22 protein-coding genes are annotated in these 19,185 nt (G+C 39.9%); 5 read left to right on the top strand and 17 right to left on the bottom strand.

The window, feature by feature from the left end:
* Positions 1 to 112 precede the first annotated feature (112 nt).
* Both WFH04_RS16550 and WFH04_RS16545 read right to left on the bottom strand, forming a co-directional pair.
* Positions 113 to 1,276 (bottom strand): MFS transporter, encoded by a 1,164-nt coding sequence (locus WFH04_RS16550; RefSeq protein ID WP_336825164.1) that lies wholly within the window; start codon positions 1,274 to 1,276, stop codon positions 113 to 115.
* A gap of 169 nt (positions 1,277 to 1,445) precedes the next feature.
* On the bottom strand, positions 1,446 to 2,630 hold the full coding sequence (locus WFH04_RS16545) for a NupC/NupG family nucleoside CNT transporter (protein WP_336825163.1): 1,185 nt from the start codon (positions 2,628 to 2,630) through the stop codon (positions 1,446 to 1,448).
* Positions 2,631 to 2,855: 225 nt separating this feature from the next.
* Here WFH04_RS16545 and WFH04_RS16540 point away from each other — a divergent pair, with 225 nt between their 5' ends.
* The gene (locus WFH04_RS16540; protein WP_336825162.1) at positions 2,856 to 3,044 is read left to right on the top strand and encodes a hypothetical protein; all 189 of its coding nucleotides are present in this window, start codon (positions 2,856 to 2,858) and stop codon (positions 3,042 to 3,044) included.
* A gap of 245 nt (positions 3,045 to 3,289) precedes the next feature.
* Here the strand turns inward: WFH04_RS16540 and WFH04_RS16535 are convergent, their stop codons facing one another.
* The 8 genes from WFH04_RS16535 to WFH04_RS16500 form a co-directional block, all read right to left on the bottom strand.
* The gene (locus tag WFH04_RS16535; protein ID WP_336825161.1) at positions 3,290 to 3,412 is read right to left on the bottom strand and encodes a hypothetical protein; all 123 of its coding nucleotides are present in this window, start codon (positions 3,410 to 3,412) and stop codon (positions 3,290 to 3,292) included.
* Positions 3,413 to 3,688: 276 nt separating this feature from the next.
* Positions 3,689 to 4,204 carry a hypothetical protein gene (locus WFH04_RS16530; protein WP_336825160.1) on the bottom strand — a complete coding sequence of 172 codons (516 nt, stop codon included), beginning with the start codon at positions 4,202 to 4,204 and terminating at the stop codon, positions 3,689 to 3,691.
* Positions 4,205 to 4,324: 120 nt separating this feature from the next.
* Positions 4,325 to 5,158, bottom strand: coding sequence for a MetQ/NlpA family ABC transporter substrate-binding protein (locus tag WFH04_RS16525; RefSeq protein WP_336825159.1), 834 nt, complete (start codon positions 5,156 to 5,158; stop codon positions 4,325 to 4,327).
* 21 nt (positions 5,159 to 5,179) lie between these two features.
* A complete protein-coding gene (locus tag WFH04_RS16520) occupies positions 5,180 to 5,842 on the bottom strand; it encodes a methionine ABC transporter permease (protein WP_336825158.1) in 663 nt (220 codons plus the stop codon).
* Positions 5,835 to 6,578: a methionine ABC transporter ATP-binding protein gene (locus WFH04_RS16515; protein ID WP_336825157.1), complete on the bottom strand. Its 744-nt coding sequence runs from the start codon at positions 6,576 to 6,578 to the stop codon at positions 5,835 to 5,837. The genes WFH04_RS16520 and WFH04_RS16515 overlap by 8 nt, the downstream gene beginning before the upstream one ends.
* 101 nt (positions 6,579 to 6,679) lie before the next feature.
* Complete coding sequence (locus WFH04_RS16510; RefSeq protein WP_336825156.1) at positions 6,680 to 7,228, bottom strand: ATP-binding protein; 549 nt, start codon at positions 7,226 to 7,228, stop codon at positions 6,680 to 6,682.
* A 27-nt stretch (positions 7,229 to 7,255) separates the two neighbouring features.
* Positions 7,256 to 7,798: a GNAT family N-acetyltransferase gene (locus tag WFH04_RS16505; protein WP_336825155.1), complete on the bottom strand. Its 543-nt coding sequence runs from the start codon at positions 7,796 to 7,798 to the stop codon at positions 7,256 to 7,258.
* 32 nt (positions 7,799 to 7,830) lie between these two features.
* On the bottom strand, positions 7,831 to 8,727 hold the full coding sequence (locus tag WFH04_RS16500) for an acetamidase/formamidase family protein (RefSeq protein ID WP_336825165.1): 897 nt from the start codon (positions 8,725 to 8,727) through the stop codon (positions 7,831 to 7,833).
* Positions 8,728 to 8,935: 208 nt separating this feature from the next.
* Between WFH04_RS16500 and WFH04_RS16495 the strand changes: the two genes are divergently transcribed.
* The 3 genes from WFH04_RS16495 to WFH04_RS16485 all read left to right on the top strand — a co-directional run bounded on the left by WFH04_RS16495 (position 8,936) and on the right by WFH04_RS16485 (position 11,673).
* Complete coding sequence (locus tag WFH04_RS16495; protein WP_336825154.1) at positions 8,936 to 9,517, top strand: TetR/AcrR family transcriptional regulator; 582 nt, start codon at positions 8,936 to 8,938, stop codon at positions 9,515 to 9,517.
* A gap of 55 nt (positions 9,518 to 9,572) precedes the next feature.
* Positions 9,573 to 10,757, top strand: a complete 1,185-nt coding sequence (locus WFH04_RS16490; RefSeq protein WP_336825153.1) for a YhgE/Pip domain-containing protein — start codon at positions 9,573 to 9,575, stop codon at positions 10,755 to 10,757.
* Between the two features lie 100 nt (positions 10,758 to 10,857).
* Positions 10,858 to 11,673 (top strand): MBL fold metallo-hydrolase, encoded by an 816-nt coding sequence (locus WFH04_RS16485; protein ID WP_336825152.1) that lies wholly within the window; start codon positions 10,858 to 10,860, stop codon positions 11,671 to 11,673.
* Positions 11,674 to 11,940: 267 nt separating this feature from the next.
* Here the strand turns inward: WFH04_RS16485 and WFH04_RS16480 are convergent, their stop codons facing one another.
* The 4 genes from WFH04_RS16480 to WFH04_RS16465 all read right to left on the bottom strand — a co-directional run bounded on the left by WFH04_RS16480 (position 11,941) and on the right by WFH04_RS16465 (position 16,666).
* Positions 11,941 to 12,963, bottom strand: a complete 1,023-nt coding sequence (locus WFH04_RS16480) for an LLM class flavin-dependent oxidoreductase (RefSeq protein WP_336825151.1) — start codon at positions 12,961 to 12,963, stop codon at positions 11,941 to 11,943.
* A gap of 374 nt (positions 12,964 to 13,337) precedes the next feature.
* The gene (locus WFH04_RS16475) at positions 13,338 to 13,913 is read right to left on the bottom strand and encodes an AAA family ATPase (protein WP_336825150.1); all 576 of its coding nucleotides are present in this window, start codon (positions 13,911 to 13,913) and stop codon (positions 13,338 to 13,340) included.
* Between the two features lie 13 nt (positions 13,914 to 13,926).
* Entirely contained in the window at positions 13,927 to 14,436 is a 510-nt protein-coding gene (locus WFH04_RS16470; protein ID WP_336825149.1) for a YcxB family protein, read from the bottom strand.
* A 172-nt stretch (positions 14,437 to 14,608) separates the two neighbouring features.
* Complete coding sequence (locus WFH04_RS16465; RefSeq protein WP_336825148.1) at positions 14,609 to 16,666, bottom strand: catalase; 2,058 nt, start codon at positions 16,664 to 16,666, stop codon at positions 14,609 to 14,611.
* A 237-nt stretch (positions 16,667 to 16,903) separates the two neighbouring features.
* Here WFH04_RS16465 and WFH04_RS16460 point away from each other — a divergent pair, with 237 nt between their 5' ends.
* Positions 16,904 to 17,125 carry a hypothetical protein gene (locus WFH04_RS16460; protein WP_336825147.1) on the top strand — a complete coding sequence of 74 codons (222 nt, stop codon included), beginning with the start codon at positions 16,904 to 16,906 and terminating at the stop codon, positions 17,123 to 17,125.
* A gap of 40 nt (positions 17,126 to 17,165) precedes the next feature.
* Here WFH04_RS16460 and WFH04_RS16455 read toward each other — a convergent pair whose 3' ends face one another.
* The 3 genes from WFH04_RS16455 to WFH04_RS16445 all read right to left on the bottom strand — a co-directional run bounded on the left by WFH04_RS16455 (position 17,166) and on the right by WFH04_RS16445 (position 18,976).
* Entirely contained in the window at positions 17,166 to 17,783 is a 618-nt protein-coding gene (locus WFH04_RS16455) for a zinc dependent phospholipase C family protein (RefSeq protein WP_336825146.1), read from the bottom strand.
* Between the two features lie 28 nt (positions 17,784 to 17,811).
* A complete protein-coding gene (locus WFH04_RS16450; RefSeq protein ID WP_336825145.1) occupies positions 17,812 to 18,183 on the bottom strand; it encodes a nuclear transport factor 2 family protein in 372 nt (123 codons plus the stop codon).
* A gap of 337 nt (positions 18,184 to 18,520) precedes the next feature.
* The gene (locus WFH04_RS16445; RefSeq protein WP_336825144.1) at positions 18,521 to 18,976 is read right to left on the bottom strand and encodes a DIP1984 family protein; all 456 of its coding nucleotides are present in this window, start codon (positions 18,974 to 18,976) and stop codon (positions 18,521 to 18,523) included.
* Between the last annotated feature and the right edge of the window lie 209 nt (positions 18,977 to 19,185).

Genomic DNA, 19,185 nt, shown 5'->3' with positions numbered 1-19,185 from the left:
GCGCCTGGAACGGAAAGCGACGGTTGTCAGGGGTTCCCCATTTATTCTCCAACCAGAAAGGGACTATCACAGAAAATCAGTTTTCACTGACTTTCTGGACAGCCCCTTTTCATTAGGAAGAAAGCTTTTCTGGCTGTGGCTTCCAAAACAATACTAAAATAATACCCATAACAAGAAATAGCGCTGCACAGTAAAACGGATAATCTAAATGAATATCGAAAAGCATGCCGCCCAATATCGGTCCAAAAATATTGCCGATACTTGTAAACATCGAGTTCATGCCGCCTACGAACCCTTGCTCATCACCTGCGATTTTCGATAAATACGAGGTGACAGCAGGCCGGATTAAATCAAATCCGACAAATATGATGATTGTAACGAATAACACGTGCATATACGTATTCACAACTGTCATCATAAACACCAATGCTGCCGAAAAAATCAGGCAAAATAGTATGAGCTGAATTTCTCCCATATATTTCGTCAATCGATCAAATAATGCAACTTGTGCGATAGCCCCTAACAATCCACCGCCTGTTATAATGATCGCAATGTCTTTCGGAGTAAAACTGAACTTATGGTCAACAAATAAACTGAAAATCGACTCAAACGATGCCAAACCGAATGACGAGAGGAAAATGACGATGAACGCAATAAAATACATCGGGGCGAAAATTCTTGATAAGCCCGGCTTACCATTTTCATCATTTGCATTTGCTTGCCGTTCAGGCTCGCGCAGCATCATAATAGAAAAGATTGCCGCGACAAGTGCGAGACCCGCCGCAAAGAAGAATGGCACCCTCGTCCCGAGTCCTGCCAAAAATCCGCCAATCCCAGGTCCGACGATAAATCCAGTAGAAATTGCGGCTGACATATATCCTAATGCTTTCGATCTCGTTTCAGTCGTCGTAATGTCCGCTATGAACGCAGTTACCGCCGGCATAATGAACGCAGCACTTATCCCGCCCAATGCCCTTGAAGTGAATAGCACCGGCAAAATTTTACCAATACCAAAGAGCAATTCGGACAAACTAAAAATCAGCAGTCCGATTACAATCATTTTCTTCCGGCCATATAGATCTGCCCATCGGCCTGCAAGCGGAGAAACAATTAACTGTGACAATGCAAAAACAGCTACCATATAGCCTACGACAGAACCTGAGATATGTAACTCATTCATCAATGTAGGCATAACGGGAATAACGAGCCCGATCCCTAAAAAGGCGATGAATAAATTTGCTAACAAAATTAATAATACAACGTTTTGTTTCTTCATGTCTTTTTCCTCAACTGTTCTTCAATTTGTAGTATAGTACTCATACCTCACCTTTCAGAATTATATCAGCACACTAATCAGCTGTCCTCTTTTTAGCATTTTAACCAATTTTAACTTGAAAAAAGATGCTATCTACAGATCCAAAATCTGCAAATAGCATCTTTGACTTTCACTTCAACATAATTCCAGTAATTGTAGCAGTCAACAAGCTAACTAAAGTTGCTCCGTACAATAATTTAAGGCCGAATTTCGCTACAGTGTTTCCTTTCTCCTCATTAAGCCCTTTCACCGCACCGGAGATGATGCCTATAGAGGAGAAGTTTGCAAATGATACGAGGAATACCGAAATAATTCCAACCGCCCTATCAGACAATGAAGATGTGATTTCGGCAAGGTCCATCATCGCAACAAACTCGTTCGTCAACAGCTTCGTCGACATAATTGTACCAGCTTGAACGATTTCTGAAGCTGGAACTCCGACTAAAAATGCAAACGGGGCAAATACATAACCTAAAGCTACTTGGAAACTGATACCGAAAGCGACTTCGAACAAATGATTTACCATTCCAATCAAAGCAACAAAACCGATCAGCATTGCACCAACAACGATTGCAACTTTAAATCCATCCATAATATATTCTCCAAGCATCTCAAAAAACGATTGTTTCTTGTCCTCTCGGATTTCAATCAAATCTTCATCTTCCTTAACTTTATAAGGGTTAATGATATTGGCAATAATAAAACCGCCGAATAGGTTTAATACGAGCGCTGTAATCACATACTTCGGTTCAATCATCGTCATATATGCACCTAAAATTGATGCTGAAACTGTAGACATAGCCGAAGTACATAAGGTATATAAGCGGTGCTCCGGAATATGCGGGAGCTGCTTTTTAATTGAAATAAAAACTTCAGACTGCCCAAAAATTGCAGACGCAACCGCATTAAATGATTCTAATTTTCCAAGTCCGTTTACTTTACTCAAAAGTAAACCTAAATAATGGACGATGAACGGCAGAATCCGTAAATACTGTGCAATTCCGATTAACACCGATACAAAAACGATCGGCAATAGGACATTTAAGAAAAACGGGCTTGTTCCTTCATTAGCCATTCCACCAAATACAAAATTAATTCCTTCTGCCGCATACGATAATAAATAATCAAAAGCAGTAGATACTCCTCTAACGATCACGAGTCCGAATTCCGTATTTAGGAGTATGAAGGCAAAGACGAGCTGTAAACCTATCATCGTAATAATCGGTTTCATCTTAATTTCACTTCTTTGATTGCTGACGATATATGCAAGGAAGAAAATAAGGATGAGAGCCGCTAAAAACAACACTAATTTCAAAGCTGTGACCCCTCTCTTGATGCAAAAAAATAGATGAACCTTTTGTTCTGTAGCTTCCCCAATAAAATGAATGCAAAACGAGTTATTCCTTTATTTTAATACATTCCACCTTTTCCAATTAAATGGCATTTTGGAATGTTATTGTTAAAATACTATTTGTTGAATTCATTTTAATGGATACTTTCTCCCGTCACGAACATATTACAAATGGGAGGTGAACAAAAATTGAATAAAAATAATAAAAAAACATTAAATGTAAGAACCCATAATAGCTTTGAAACGTATAAAAACAATGAGAACAGCAACAGCAATACGAATAATCAAAACGAAAACCGAAGTGAAGAAATCGCGGTAGACTTTGATTTTGGAAAGCAACCTAAAAATAACAATCGTCAATCAAAAAGCAATGAATAATCCGTATATCACACTGAATTGTCGCAAAGTAAACAAAAGTTTTATGTTTTCACAATAATAATTACGGGCACATCTTTGGATTATAACAGTTCCATTCTGTAGTGTCCTCTTTTCTAAACTGATTTTAATGCAACAAATTTGTGAACGATAATATCAAACAAAGTATGTAAAACACGAAAAGGCCATCCAACAAGTCTGAAGACTCATTCGATGGCCTTTCTTGGTTAATTTTCTATTTTAGCAATTTACTCTGTTGTTATTTGTTCAAAAACAACTATGCGATTCATCTGTACATCACAAGAAACAAAAATACCTTCCATGCCAATATGATGATCAATTGTTACAGCTACCATAAACTTTCTTGACATTGCACATATTCCTTCAATCATTTCAAATGCTAATATATACTTCCTAACTTTATAGGAATCTAATCGAGCTTTTCATTTTTTCAATACACATCCCTATCGTTTTGTTCGTACATTTCATTTTAATGTCCAAATCAATTTTGTCAGCAGTTACGTCTCTCATAACATAGCCAATTTCCTTTGTTTGACGTCTCGACTCTATGTGACCTTCATTATGAATGCGTTACAAAGCCTGCGAAAATAACTAAAGATAGCATTTTGCAGGCTTCTGATGAATCTTCAAATCGAATTCAATAGTTTTAGAGTGACGAGGACATGGTCTAAGAAATCTCGGATATCCCCTATATGCTCTTCATTAATTTTTCTTTTAAACATTACATCAATTGTATGTTGATACACAGTAGTTTCTTGCGGAAGCGTGAAACTAAAGGTTTGAACGATTCTCACGTCATTTTCCCAAATGGAAAGCAACGATTGTTCAATTTGACTGCAGTGTTCCATAGCTTCCCGCGTCTCCATCATAAACTGCAATGACAAGGCACAACCTATATTTTTGTCTTCCCACTCTAATATTTCTCCTGCCAAATCATTCGCTGAAGCTTTTAACATAACTGCGGCTCTCACATCTGTTTGATCTACCAAAGCGAATTGAAGAGCAAAATCTCTTGATAAAACCGCAAAATCCATCCGATCCTTCCGATCCAAAATTGTAATTTTACGTTCAATCGTATCCAAATCATATATATGATTTTCAAAAGCAACTTTTAAATTCTCAAAAATAGTCGGATCATACATATTGACACCTCCATAGCTGCTGATGCACTCTTTTGAAAAAGAACTATAACAAAGTATAACCATTCTACACACAAATAAAAAAGGACAGAGCTGATATGCGCTGTCCTTTTGTTCTATAGATTAAAATGCTGGTATGGCTGTTTCATCATAATTCTCCACCAAAAACTCACGCACTTCAGGGCTTAGCATAGCTTCAGCCAATTTTTGAATTGCCTCCCAGTCTTTATTGTCTTCGCGTGCAACTAATGTAATGGCAAAATCATTTTCGATACCTTCCGTAAGCAAAGCATCGCTTTTGGGAGTCAAACCAAGCGGAGCAGCATAAGCTGGTGTCATAACGACCGCATCAGCGTCATCATACATACGGGCCAACATTAACAAGTCCACTTCTTCAAACTTATAGTTTTTCGGATTTTCCACAATATCGGCTTGTGTATAATACGTATCCGTTTTTTCCCCTAAAGTAATGACACCGTGTTGAGCCAATAGAGACAACGAGCGGTCAATATTGGAAATATCATTTGCCATTGCGATGACAGCACCTTCAGGCAGTTTTTCAATAGACGAATAGTCTTTCGAATAAACACCGTAATTCGCAAAATAGATCGGTACAATCGGCACTAAATTTGCATCATTGTTCCGGTTGAATTCCTCCATATACGGAACGTGCTGGAAGAAGTTCGCATCTACTTCTTTTGCAGCAAGGGCGCTGTTCGGTTGTACATTATCCCCCAATACGACAACCTCAAGATCAATTCCTTCTTCTTCAAGCTGTGGTTTTACGATATCAAGAATTTCTGTCATTGGTGGTATAAGTGATGCAACTTTCAATGTCACGTTTTCACCGTTCTCTTTTACTTTCTCAGCTTTCTCTGCGTTCTCTGCTTTTTTGTCATTACTGCAACCTGCCAAAATGATCAGTAGCATAGACGCCAACATTAGCAATTTCTTCATGATGTGATATCCTCCTGTTTCTTACCGTTTGTCTAGTAACCGCGCTATAGTCGTCCCTGCAAATTGGATAAACTGCACAAGTATGACCATAATGATGATCATATACATCATTAAGTCCGTCTTAAACTGCTGATAGCCATATCGAATGGCAAAATCCCCTATTCCCCCGCCTCCGACTACGCCCATTATGGTCGAATAAGATATAAAGCTAATAATCGACGTCGTCAAGCCTAAGACAAGCCCAGATCTTGCTTCAACGTAAAGGAATTTAAAAATGATTTCTTTTACAGAAGCGCCCATTGAAACCGCCGCTTCCATTACACCTTTTGGCACATCCAACAAAGATTGCTCGACTAAACGGGAATAATGGGCAATTGCAATGATCGACAAAGGAACAGTAGCGGCAGTCGTACCAATTGCTGTCCCGATAAGCAGCCTTGTAAAAGGAAGTAAAAACACAACCAACAATAAAAACGGAAATGAGCGTATAATATTCACTAATAAATTCAATATCGAAAATAGCAATCTGTTTTCATATAATTGGCCTTTTCTACATAGGAACAGCAACGTACCGACAGGAAGACCGACGAATACCGCGGCGACAATCGAGACACCGACCATTGTAAAGGTTTCTCCGATAGACTGCCATATTTCAGCTTCATACTGAAGCAAAATGTCAGGCATTCGCTCCACCTGCCTTTGTCAATTGTTCAATAAAATATTCCGGGCTGTTCTCTATCGGCTCAATCCCTGTTGGCTCCGCAGTGACAGTATCATAGATTTGCCCATCTGCCATAACAGTGACCCGATTGCATATGCTCCGGATCACTTCCATCTCATGGCTGACAATGACAATTGTCACTCCTAATTGATTAATATCTTTCAATACGCCAAGTATTTCGGCAGTCGTATTCGGGTCCAGTGAAGAAGTCGGTTCATCGCAAAGCAATACTTGCGGATGATTGGCTAACGCTCTTGCAATCGCTACTCTTTGCTTTTGCCCGCCGCTCAGCTGCGCGGGATATTTATCTTTGAATTGCTCAAGCCCAACAAAACGCAAACATTCCAAAACTCTTTCCTTACGCTTGCTGCGCTGGAATTTCGAAAGTTGCAATGAAATTTCAACATTGTCATACACTGTTTTATTGGCAACTAAATTAAAATGCTGAAAAATCATTCCGATAGATTTCCTTGCTTGTCTAAGCTCTTTGCCACTTAAGGAAGTTAGCATTTGACCGTTAACCTCCACTTTTCCTTCCTCTGGGATTTCCAATAAATTCATCAACCTCAGTAACGTTGACTTACCAGCACCACTCGCTCCTATAATGCCGTGTATCTCGCCTTTATGGACCGTTAATGAGACAGATTGAATTGCCCGATATCCTGAAAAAACTTTACTGACATTATGTAATGCGATCATAAAAAAATCCCCTTTCCGAAATGTAAGGGTGACTAAAACCTTTCCCATTATAGCTTAATATAGTGTTACTGTGAATATATAAAACCGCCCGTTGAATACTATCATCGGACGGTTGCTTTAGATAAAATAGAAGAGATGACTGTCTGAATGTCTCCCTCATTTTTAATGGTGAATAGTAGATCGGCTTCCTCTTCACCAGGCTCTACATGAACTTCAGCTTCTTGGCGTGCGAGCACTTCATCAAAAGTCGCTGCACTTCTAAATATGGACGTGCTCCGCTTCGTAACGGCCACCCTATCTTTAAGAATGTCAAAAGGAATATTAAAGTACACAAGAATTGTCGCAAAGCCATTGTCTTTAAAATAGTTCAGCAGTTGTATACGACCATTGCGAGAACGATTTGAGTTACAAATGATTAAATGGAAGTCGGTTTCTTTCATTGCATAATCAACAATCGTTTGGCTCATTGCATGCTTCAGTGTATTCGGCCCACTGTCAGGCTGTAAAGAACGATAATAACGGTTAATGAATTCCGCCTGATAGTCTTGGTCTATGACGACCGAATTGGGCAATTGCCCATTGAGCACCTTTGCAAAAGTCGATTTCCCGCTATGCGTTTTCCCAACTGTCATAATGACGAATCTTTTCATAGAGCATCTCCTTTCTTTCGACTGAAGTTACTCTTTCAATTTCTCAATAAACTCTTCTTGAAGTATACCCATATGAATGATGTCATGCCATTGGCCTTTTCGGAACAATGACTGACGGCTGACCCCTTCTTGTTCAAACCCAATTTTCTTATACAAATGGATCGCTCTTTCATTAAATGAAAACACGCGAAGTGAAACTCTATGCAGATTCAGTTCTAAAAAAGCATAGCGAAGCAACAACTGCATCGCTTCATTGCCATACCCTTGTCCCCAGAAACCCTTTTCTCCAATATCGATTATAAACTCTGCATTGCGATTTTTTGGATCGATATTAATTAAAGAAGTAATTCCAATTGGCCGTTCACTCTCCTTATGACATATGATATAGCTCTTGGAAGAAGTGGAACGAAGGATGACGGATTCAACAAATTGTCTCGTTTCCTCTAAAGAATAAATATCTAAAGAAGGATTTGTCGATACCATAACGTCCATATCATTTCTCCATGAATGATATAACGGAACATCCTCAATGATCATTTTCCTTAAATATATTCTCCCGGTTTCAAACATATATAGCACCCCTTTCACATTAATTAACGTCTTCACTCGAAAAACGAACCACAAATTTTTTCAAGCGCCCATTTCGGCACGACGAAACGAGCTGTCATAAGCGGATCGACAATTTGGCAAATTTCGGATTGCCCAATCGCGCTCATTAACATTGTCACTTCACTTACCGGCAACGCAGATTTCTCCACAATCCGTTCAATCATTTCTGTCGCAGCCGTTTTTGCCGCTTCGTCCAAAGTAGGTGCAGACACAATTTGTGTGAATGCATTTGCATTTTCTAACATTGGGTGGCGCAAAGAAACATCTTTCAAAACCGTTAACGTTACAGTCACCTCTCCAGCAACTTCAACGCCTGAAACACTCACTTCCCCATCACCCATCGCCGCGTGCAAATCTCCCAATGCAAATAAAGCACCCTCCGCAAAGACTGGAAAATAAAGCGTCGCACCTTCCGTCACCATTTTATTGTCCATATTGCCGCCGTGTGCACCTGGCGTCCCGCAATTAATACCTTCCCCTTCAGGTGCAACGCCAATTACACCAATCATTTTGTTCAGTGGAATGCGTAAGTCATTGAACAAAACATGTCCATCTGTAATTGGCATTATTTTCGACTCCATTTTCGCCAATGTATGACCCATCACACCTAATTCCGGACCGACAACCATGACACCTTGCTGTCCGATTTCAATACGTTCGATTTGTACTTTTAACACATCCCCAGGCATTGCGCCTTCCACATATAGCGGTCCTGTCGCCGGATTAATTTTATCCCAATCAATGGATGCCACTTCAGTATCCGCGGATTGAATTTGGTTTTGAAAGCAATCATACGTCTGTATTGTCACTGTAGAACCCGATTGCACCTTTCGAATCGGCTCATTCTCTTTATTGAAATCATAAATAATCCCTTCTTCATATCCGATCATCGTCACTTAATATGTCCCCTCTCTAGGTAAATTACATTTCCATAAGCATACTAAATTTTATAGTATTCTTCTATTTTTTTGATAATTATTATTGAATCTATAAGAAGGACAAGAAACTCCTACAAAGAAACAAATTTTCAATCTTGCTCTTCAAGAATGGATATGATAATATGCAAGTAATTACTTGCATCGTGAGGAGTTGGATCGTTTGGCGACACAATCTACTGCGGACCGGATAATTGAAGCAGCTATTCAACTGGTTAGCGATAAAGGATATGCAGCAGCTACAACAAAATCGATTGCTGAATTGGCAGGTGTAAATGAAGTAACCGTATTCCGCCATTTTGGCAATAAACGAGGCATTTTGAGGGCGATTGTTGAGAAGTTTTCTTATGGTCCTATTTTGCAGAAGACACTTGAAGTAGATGTTACATGGAATTTGGAGACAGACCTGCTCCATTTTGCGATGGAGTATTCAAAATTCATGCTGTCCATTAAGGAATTCGTGCTCATAGGATTTAAGGAAGCGGGCTCTTTCCCTGAAATCGATGAAGAAATTGCAAACGTTCCCCGTTTTATTAAGAAGCAGCTTATGCACTATTTTGCAGAGATGCAGCAGCGTGGAAAGATGATAGAGTGTGATGTAGAGGCAGTTGCCCTATCATTTATCGCAGTCAATTTCGGTCATTTCGTTTCGGCTGCCCGTTTAGGAAATAGCGTAACAGAGATAGACATATCAGATCAGTTGAAGACGAGTGTAGCCATTTTTCTTAGGGGATTAACCCCCTAAGAAAAAATTTTGCTTGCGATGCAAGTAAGTACTTACATGAGAGGTTGTGAATTGATTGGCGGGTTTAAAAGCTTTATTCAAATTGCGAGGTACGTATTTAGGGATTATTGCAGCAGTCATGTTTCAAATTATTTTCTTTTCAATTTGGCTCACTGCATATAAAGGGGTGCAAGACAGGACCGACAGCTTAACGATCGGCATTGTAAATGAAGACGAAGAAATTGGAGAACAAATGATACACGAACTGGAACAATCATTGCCTTTTCAAGTGAAACAGTTCAATTCATTGCAAATTGCTCAAAAAGAAATGAATGATCGTACGATTGAGATGGTCATTCAAATCCCTTCTGATTTCTCATCATCCATCATTGCAGCAGAACAGCCATCTATCATTTATTGGATCAACCAAGCTACTGCAACATTCAGCAAAACAATGATGGAAACAGCTTCGTTGCATATTACAGATGAAGTAAATACCACTCTCTATGGCATGCAGACACAAAGTACAATTTCAGTTTTTAATGAACAGTTAGGGCAACTTCCGCTTGATGAGAAAGTTGCACAAGCGATCGGGGAATCTGTTCAAATGGCAGTAGGTTCGTTGCATCCCAATATAGTAGAGGAGAAGATTAACAAAACCAATGCGGTCGATGACTTTTCCGCCAACTTGGTGCCATTAATGGTCATCATCTCTTCATTTGCAGGCGCAATGGTCATGATTATGCAAATAAACGAAGCGTCTCACTCAATAAAGCAGATGCATTCAAAATGGAGCCTGTTCATTGGTATGCAATTGATCAATATTGGTGTTGCGTTTATACTCCCTTTTTTGACGATCGGTTTAATGTACCTTTTTGGCATTGAAATCCAAGAGCCTTTGATAGTTGTTTACTTATTCCAAGCCATTATGTTTTTGTCATTCCTCTGTTTCGCACAACTATTCGTCGTTTTGTTAGGGAATGTTGGCATGCTTTTCAATATTTTGTTGCTTTCTCTCCAGCTTGTAACTTCGGGCGTTTTAGTGTCTACTAAACTTTTGCCTAATGCGTACAGTAAATTGTCTACAATTCTGCCCGCTACTTACGGTGCAGATGGCTATTATTCAATCGTTTTCGGTGGAAGGGATGGCATTTTAATGGAGAATATCGGTATTCTTCTTATGATTACGGCAATTGCGCTGCTCATCTCAGTAGTCGCCATTGCAGCTCGCAAAGAAGTTCAGGAAGATCGTCTACAGTAATGATTCGTTTCACCTCTTCTTACAACATAAGAACTGAATAGTCATTCATTTTATGCTATTCTATCAATAGATCATGTTAGTGAGAAAAGAGGTATCGCGATTGCTATTAAAAACTTCAGCCATTAATGGTGAACAAGGTAATGTTCGCTTTATAAACGGGCATGTATCATTTCGTACTGTCAAATTGAATGTATATTGCTTTGAAACAGATGGAGTTTTAATTGATACCGGCGCTCGAACTTTATCAAAGGAGTTTAAACCTTTCTTTGCACAGTCGGACGTCGATCAAATTGTCATTACGCACGCCCATGAAGACCATACCGGCGGAGCTGCCTATTTGCAAAAAGAATATGGATTGCCGATCTTCATGAATGAAATGGCGATTGAGAAGTGTGCAGAAAAAGCTATTTATCCACTGTACAGACAGATGTTTTGGGGAAGAAGAAGGCCGTTTACCGCAGAACCGATTGGCGAAACATTTTCATCGAGAAATGCGTCATGGAAAGTAATTGCAACACCCGGCCACTCAGATGATCATCTATCATTCCTAAACGAAGAAACTGGCCAACTTTTCTCTGGAGATTTATATGTGCAACCAAAAACGAAAGTGATTTTGCGCGAGGAAAGCATTCCTTTAATTATTAGCTCGATCGAAAAAATGTTAACGTATGACTTCTCCGAGCTTTTTTGCTGCCATGCGGGTTATATAAAAGATGGACGACAAGCCTTGGAAAACAAGCTATCCTATTTATTGGAGCTTCAAAGCAATGCACGAGATCTCCATAAATTAGGATACAATGAACATGAAATTCACATGCAGCTCTTTAAAAGAAAACATCCGATTACGTTCTTTTCATCTGGAGAATGGGATTCCATCCATATTATCCGCTCCATTTTAACGGATGGCAAAAGTTGAAAGCGATAACCGCCACGCGCATTCTACTTACGCAAAGCAAATAAATAAGTCCGTACAAACGGACGCCAGACTGTAGACAAAGTATCCTTTCACTTTGTCTACAGTCTTTTTAGGGTCTACGCATTTGAGTAAACGAAGCGCTTTACACGCGATGCTCCGCCAAATAAGACACAATGCATCCGTAAGTGCGGAGATAATTACCTGCACTTATAAACAGACGTCCGCTAAATTCGAATAACAAAAACAGGCCCCGAAAGACCTGTTTCATTACTCCATCAATTCCGATACGATTTCAAACGAACGTAATCTGTCTTCATGTGAATAAATGCCGCCACTAATAATAAGCTCGTTCGCTTTCGTCAATTGCAAGAAATCTTCCAATTTCTGTTTTACTGTTTCAGGGCTGCCAACAATTGTAGAAGGCCAATCTAATAATTCCGCGATTGCTGCTTTTTCAAACTCTGAGAATGCGGTATTCGGATCATCAACAGGCGGTTGGAATTTCGCCGTGACTCCTCTTCGGATGTTTAGGAATTGCTGTTGATAGGAAGTAGCGAGCCATTGCGCTTTTTCATCCGTATCTGCCGCAATGATGTTAACGCCTAACATCACATATGGTTCTTGAAGGTCCTTAGAAGGACGGAAACGCTGATGATACAGCTGTAAAGCTTGCATCATATACGCCGGAGCAAAATGGCTGGCGAATGAAAATGGTAATCCTAACTCCGCAGATAGCTGTGCGCTGAATCCGCTTGAACCAAGGAGCCAAACCGGTATATCTTGCCCCTCGCCAGGAACAGCTCGAACCCGTGCTGACGGGTCGTATTTGAAATAATTGCGCAACTCGGCAAGCTGCTCCGGAAAATCATCCCCGCTGCTATGCAATGTGCGGCGAAGCGCATAAGCTGTTGCTTGATCACTTCCTGGAGCCCGTCCAAGCCCAAGGTCAATCCTGCCCGGATACATTGTATCAAGCGTTCCGAACTGCTCAGCAATAACAAGCGGTGCATGATTCGGCAGCATAATGCCACCCGATCCTACTCGAATCGTTTTCGTTGCCCCCGCAACATGTCCAATGATGATCGATGTTGCAGAGCTTGCGACACCTTGCATATTATGATGCTCGGCAAGCCAATAACGGTTATATCCCCAACGCTCCGCATGCTGCGCGAGATCGACAGTATTTTTAAAAGATTGGCCCGCATCGCTTCCTTCATTAATCATTGCCAAGTCAAGAATCGACAGAGGTATCCCATTGAATTTCTTTGCGAAAGCATTTATCAAGTGCATTCACTCCAATTTTTTCCGGTTAATGTAACCGTTTATTTTTCCAAACTGCGACCTAACCGTCACAACTTGACGACAGCCGCTTTCTAACATCATAACTCTTTGATACCTACATCGCATGCATTCAGCTTATGCCCATACACCATTTAAAAACGCATAAAATCTTTCAACAACGCATAATCACATCCATTTTGCGCATAACCATCCGGTCAAAACGCATAATGCAGTTGAAAAACGCATAATTGCCCCGTAACACGCATAACACCTCTATAATTGCGCATAAACAAATAAAAAAGCGATTCCTCTGTACAATATGAACAGAAAATCACTTTTTATCATTTAGCCGCCTTTTATTCCAAACCTCTTACATAATGAATTCAACGTCGCACAACAATTTGTGCATTCGCAACAGGGTCATACTCCTCAATATACTGTTCCTCTGCTGGAAAATAGCGTTGCTCATACTTCTGAAGGATAGCTTCTTTACTTCCAATATAAGTATCTCGTTGCAACACTCGCTGTAGTCGCTTATCACGGTCGACATCCAAATAAACGACAGTATCAAAATACTGCCTCAATGCGTCACGCTGTAAAAAGACACCTTCAATAATGACGGGCACTCCTTTGCGAATGGTCACGGCTGTCTCTTCATATTCATCCGACTCTTTGTTATAAAGCTCAATAACGTTATTAATTTCCTCGCCATTTTTAAGTGGATTTAAAACTCGTTCAATCAAATAATCATACCGCCACTGATGCTCATAGTATAGTTTCCAAGGTTCGATATGTGGATTGTAGCGGACATGCCTCGGGTGGATGAAATCATCCAAATGGAATAGAACAGCACCTATCTTTTGCTGTAGTTCCTTGGCGAATGTCGTTTTTCCTGAGCCTCCTAAGCCATCGATTCCGATAATTGATTCGCTATGAAGGCTATGTAATAACTTTTCCATATATACTCCTCTCTCAAAGAGTCAGCCATTTCTTCAAATGATTACGAACCGCATCAGCATTTACTTCCCTCTTTGGAATGATGTAAGCGCTAATCGCACTATTGTATAAATAAAAATGGCCAATATCCTCTTTAAAGCTTTTAATCGCTTCCCAATTTACATTCGTTTCACCGTTCTGAGTACTATCCGTAATCCCTTTTTTCTGCATCTTCAGCACATGTTCACCAATAAGCCCTTCATTTTTCCCTTCCTTTAACATTTTCCGAACTTGACGGGTAATATGCCAATAAAAATATTTTGGATAAAACAGTACCCAAATGACCGCCGTTATCGTAAAGGTGCTCAATAACGGAGCAGCCGGTATTTCTGTAAATATGGACAGCAAATAAGCAAACAGCAAAAAAATGAGAGGCGATGCAAGTCGTTGCCAACGCAAAGAGTTCCTTCCAATGTTCGAATTCTTAACATGGTATACATTGAAAGCCACTACATCTTCTTCAGTTAATTCATACCGAATTTCCATCATTTCCTCCTATTAACCTTTTATGCTTTTAGACTTCTCTATTTATGTAATTTACGAAAGAACAATACTTTTATTGTACCATACACTCTTATCTCCTTTATGGTGAAAATTCGAATGACAATATTGAAAAGGAGCCTCTACAAAAGAGACCCCTTTCAAACAACGAATTACATTACGTACGATCCCAAAAGCGTTTTTGCGCGATCGCTGCAATGAATTGATTTGTGAAATCTGGATTTTCCGAAGCAACGATAACTCCGTCTAAATTATTTTCCTCTGTATTGAGAAGGTATTGCTCTCCTCCTGCTGCCACTCCAATCGGCTTCATATGCATATAATGCATTTTTATAAAATCAGAAATATGCTGATCAAACATCAGTTGCTTTTCAGAATTTCCTCCGACAACGTAAATTGCATCGTAAAGAACCGGGTGCACTGTTAAAAACGATTTGTCGATTTCAAGCTCATTTCCTTTCGAGCACGTAACTGTTTTTAATGTCTCTCCGATTTTCTCGAATAAAACGCCATTTTCTTTAAATGCCTGTAAGACATTTTGTACTTCCTCGCCATTAAATCCATTGCCAATTAAGACGGCAACTTTTTGCGTCATCGCAGAATGCGGCGAATTTAGTTGGCTGAGCGATGGATAACTTTTATCAATTTCAACATGTGAATTTGTGGGTGGTTCCACACCAATATTTTCAGCGATCATTGTCGCCATTTCCTTATCTACATTTGCTAGCATTTCAACGTTCTTCTGGCGAAGTTCTTTGTCCTTGACGCTTCCAATATGATAGCTGAACGATTCGATTAAGTCTTGCTTCTCCGGCATCGACAAACTATTATAAAACGCTCTCGCCTGTGAATAATAGTCTTGGAATGAATCGCTCGGATGTTCCCTCGTCACATGTCCTTCCACTTTTTCGGGATAATTCTCGTATCCGCCTTGCTCTGGAGAAATCTCAGCTGGAGAATTGCCTGCGAGCGAGTTGTTATGATAATGGACAGAATCCGTATCGATCGGATATTTCAAATAGCTGTCCCGATAATTATTTGTCGCTTCCGTAAGGGGACGATTTACTGGAAGATCTTCATAGTTTGCAGAATGATGACGATGCAATTCTGTATCACGGTAAGCAAATGATCTGCCTTGCAATACAGGATCATTCGTAAATTCAATGCCTGGTACTAAATTGGCTGGATTAAACGCCGACTGCTCTTCCTCAGCAAAATTATTATCAACAAGACGATTCAATGTCAGTTTCCCAATGATCTTCAGTGGAATTTCTTCCTCCGGCCAAAGCTTCGTATCATCCAAAATATCAAAATCGTATTTAAACTCGTCTTCCACATCGATTAGTTGAACACCTAACTCATACTCAGGATAAAAACCATTTTCAATCGCTTCAATTAAATCTCTGCGATGGAAATCTGGATCGACTCCGCCAATGAGGTTTGCTTCATCCAGTAACAATGAATGGACTCCTAATTTCGGTTTCCAAGCAAAGCGCACAAACGTTGATTTGCCTGCTTCATTTATAAAACGGAACGTGTTGATTGGATAGCCTTCCATCATCCGCCAGCTTCTTGGACGACCCCTCATGGACATGAGCCACATAATCATATGAGCGGATTCAGGATTATTCACAACATAGTCCCAAAAATTGTCATGTGCCACGGTCGCTTGAGGTATATCCGTCTTCGGATTTGGTTTTGCTGCATGGGTGACGTCTGCGAATTTCATTGCGTCAGCTAAAATGAAGACCGGAAATTGCAAAGCAAGAGAGTCATAATTCCCTTCCTCCGTATAAAATTTCACCGCAAACCCACGAATATCTACAGCCGTATCTTTCGAGCCTTTGCTTCCTATAAAATTTGAGAACCTTACAAATACAGGGGTTTTCTTATTAGGCTCCTGAAGAAATTTCGCCACAGTGTACTCCTTCATCGATTCATACAACTCAAAGTCCCCGTATGCACCGAAACCCCGGGCATGTACCACTTTTTCAGGAATCCTTTCTCTACTGAAATGCGATTGTTTTTTGTAAAAATGGAAGTCTTGCATGAGCAACGGTCCACGTTTTCCTGCCCTTAACGTCTTTTGGTCATTTGAGACTTTCGCTCCGTTTTCATCCGTCATAGGATTATTAGGGCCTGTATTCTGTTTGCGATACTGCTGTAGCTGTGCATCCTTCCCATTTACGTTCATATGCTGTTCATCTTTGTTCATAACTTCACAATCACCCTTTTCATAAAAGTTATTTTCGATGTTTCCGGAAAAGACACCGCCTTATAGGTCATAGTCATTTATGAAATCCATAACCTATCTTCGAGCACTGATAATCTACTTCCCTATGCAACCTCCTTTTAAACTCGGATTGTTTCCTGATTGGAAGCCGTTCTATTTTTCCTGCTCCTACATATGATGGTCGTATACAAATCCCTATAAACTAAAGGAGACTAAAAGATGTATTCCATTCATTTTTACGAAAACGATCTATACGTACTCAATCAAGCATTACAAAACATACCCGTGGTCAATGAAAATATTAGAATTAAAGGACGTACTGGAAAGGTGATCAGTGTGGAAAAAGTGGAAGAAAACAAATACTTCGTGTATGTAGAGTTCGAAAAAATCGTGGATAAAAACAAAGATAATATACAAGGCGGAAAAAAGAGAAAACGATAATAAATGAATCCATCCTGAAAGCATTTGCTTAAGGATGGATTCATTTGTTTTTAGACAGGATTTGTTCGACCTTTAACGATCCAATTTCAATGGAAGTCTCGATATAACCTACAATTTGCTCAAACGTAAACACGCGCAGCTTTTCATTTACAGCTTCTTTATCGTATTTCATATCTTCGAAAACATAAGGGAGGAATTTTTCAACATCCTTCGCCATAACCTCTTCCAAATCGGATATGGGCGTAACAACTTGTAGCAATTTTTTCAAATCATCTTTGCTTCCATAGTGTTCCAATAACTTCCCATTTAACAGTCGGAAATCATTATGATAAAGTTCCCCCAAGTTTTCGTTTGCTTCCATTCGGTTCTTCAGCCAAGGAAGATAGAAACCTTTTAGCCATATGTCATCGGCAATTAAGTGTGTATAATATCCCAATATATAATAGCTTTCCTGTTGGGAATGATATTTACGTAAAAACCCTTCATAATCAATGCTTCTTGAATAATCGGTTACGTCCCCTGTAAAGAAGTGAGATACTTCTTTCGGAGTAACCGCATCCGGAGCGATGCCTCCAAGCAACAACGCAGCCTGGTCCTCTATCGAAAAGCGTTCGGCAATTCGATTTGCGATAAGTAAGTGCATCATTCTTGAACCCACTACACCCAACCCCTCCCTTCAATTTGCCTCAAAACATCCCATTTTCATTAGGAGAATCTTCTAATACCGGCTGTCCAACATCCCACATCTCAACAATTTTCCCCTCATGAAAACGGCAAATGTGCACGACTGCGGCACCAAGATCGTCATCATTTTGTTTCAAGTGGGAATAAACCATTACCTTATCATCCTCGGAAATCGCTATTTTCACTTCAAGGCTTTTGTTTGGGTTCGCGTTATCATTTTGCTTCATTGCTTGCTTTAACGATTCACGATCTCCCGCAAAATATGGGTTATGATGAATGAAATCTTCGCTAACATACTTCTCATATGCCTTATCAATTTCACCAGCAACGATCAGTTGCAAAAAATCGATGGCATTGCTTCTATTATTCTCCATTATGAAAGCATCCCTTCAATCTGTTTTTGTCCAATGGTCATACCAGAGAAATGATCCCCATTCCCACCCTCGCTGCTTATGCAAATTAGTACGCGGTCGTTACAATTACAATCTATTTGTACTCATGTTACAATACTGGGCCTAATTTGTAATTGGCGGATTTGAACCGTATTGTAAGGGCCCCAATTACTCTCCCATTGTAAGTCCGACTTTCCCAGTCGGCGGGTTTGTGTACTCACCTTTGCAATAATCAGCTACCGACATTTCCTTCAATTATGCATTATGCCATTGCTTATTTTAGATGCGACTGTTTCAGACGCTTTAAAAAAACGTCCATTCAAACCAAATCAATCGTCCAATTCAAGCCTTGAATTTTCGTATCCATTTCCCTAAACTCTTTCGATAATTGATCGACCTGCTTTTGGATAGCCGCAACATCGACTGTGCTGACAAATTTAATTTCCGATCGGCTGTATCGGTCGTTTCGGATCGATGCTTCGTCTGCAACTCTCGAAAGGATCAACCGTTTCTCCCATATTTGATCGCGTTCAGCCAATGCATCTGATAGCGTCCGTGTATCATCAAATTGGACAGAGCAATTCGTTTGATTAATACGTTTCACCAATACAGTTAATTCTTTCAAGATGCCATCGAGCTCAGATAGCAATGCATTTGGATCTTCCGATGGCTGTTCCCCTTCTTGTGTTTTCACGTTTTGGCTTATCCTTTTTTTCAGCTGTTCAATTCTTTTTTGATAATCCGCCCGTGCAATCAACGCTTCAGCAAGTTTCATATATGACACTCCTTTATTGAGAAATTCCCGCTTATACACTTCCTTTGTCTAATGTATAGTTCGTCAAAAAGCAAAGAAATCCTTTAAAATTCAAAAATGGGGCTGTCCAATAAGTCCCTAAAATAGAACAGGTGGCGAAAAACGAATCGTTTTTCGCCACCTGTTCTTGTATTTTTCTCATTCAATACTGAAAGTAGCTCGCGGATGCC

Source organism: Sporosarcina sp. USHLN248 (assembly GCF_037144575.1).
GTDB classification, from domain to species: Bacteria; Bacillota; Bacilli; order Bacillales_A; family Planococcaceae; genus Sporosarcina; species Sporosarcina contaminans.
The sequence above is the reverse complement of the archived record's forward strand: the minus strand, read 5'-3'. Positions and strand labels throughout refer to the sequence as shown.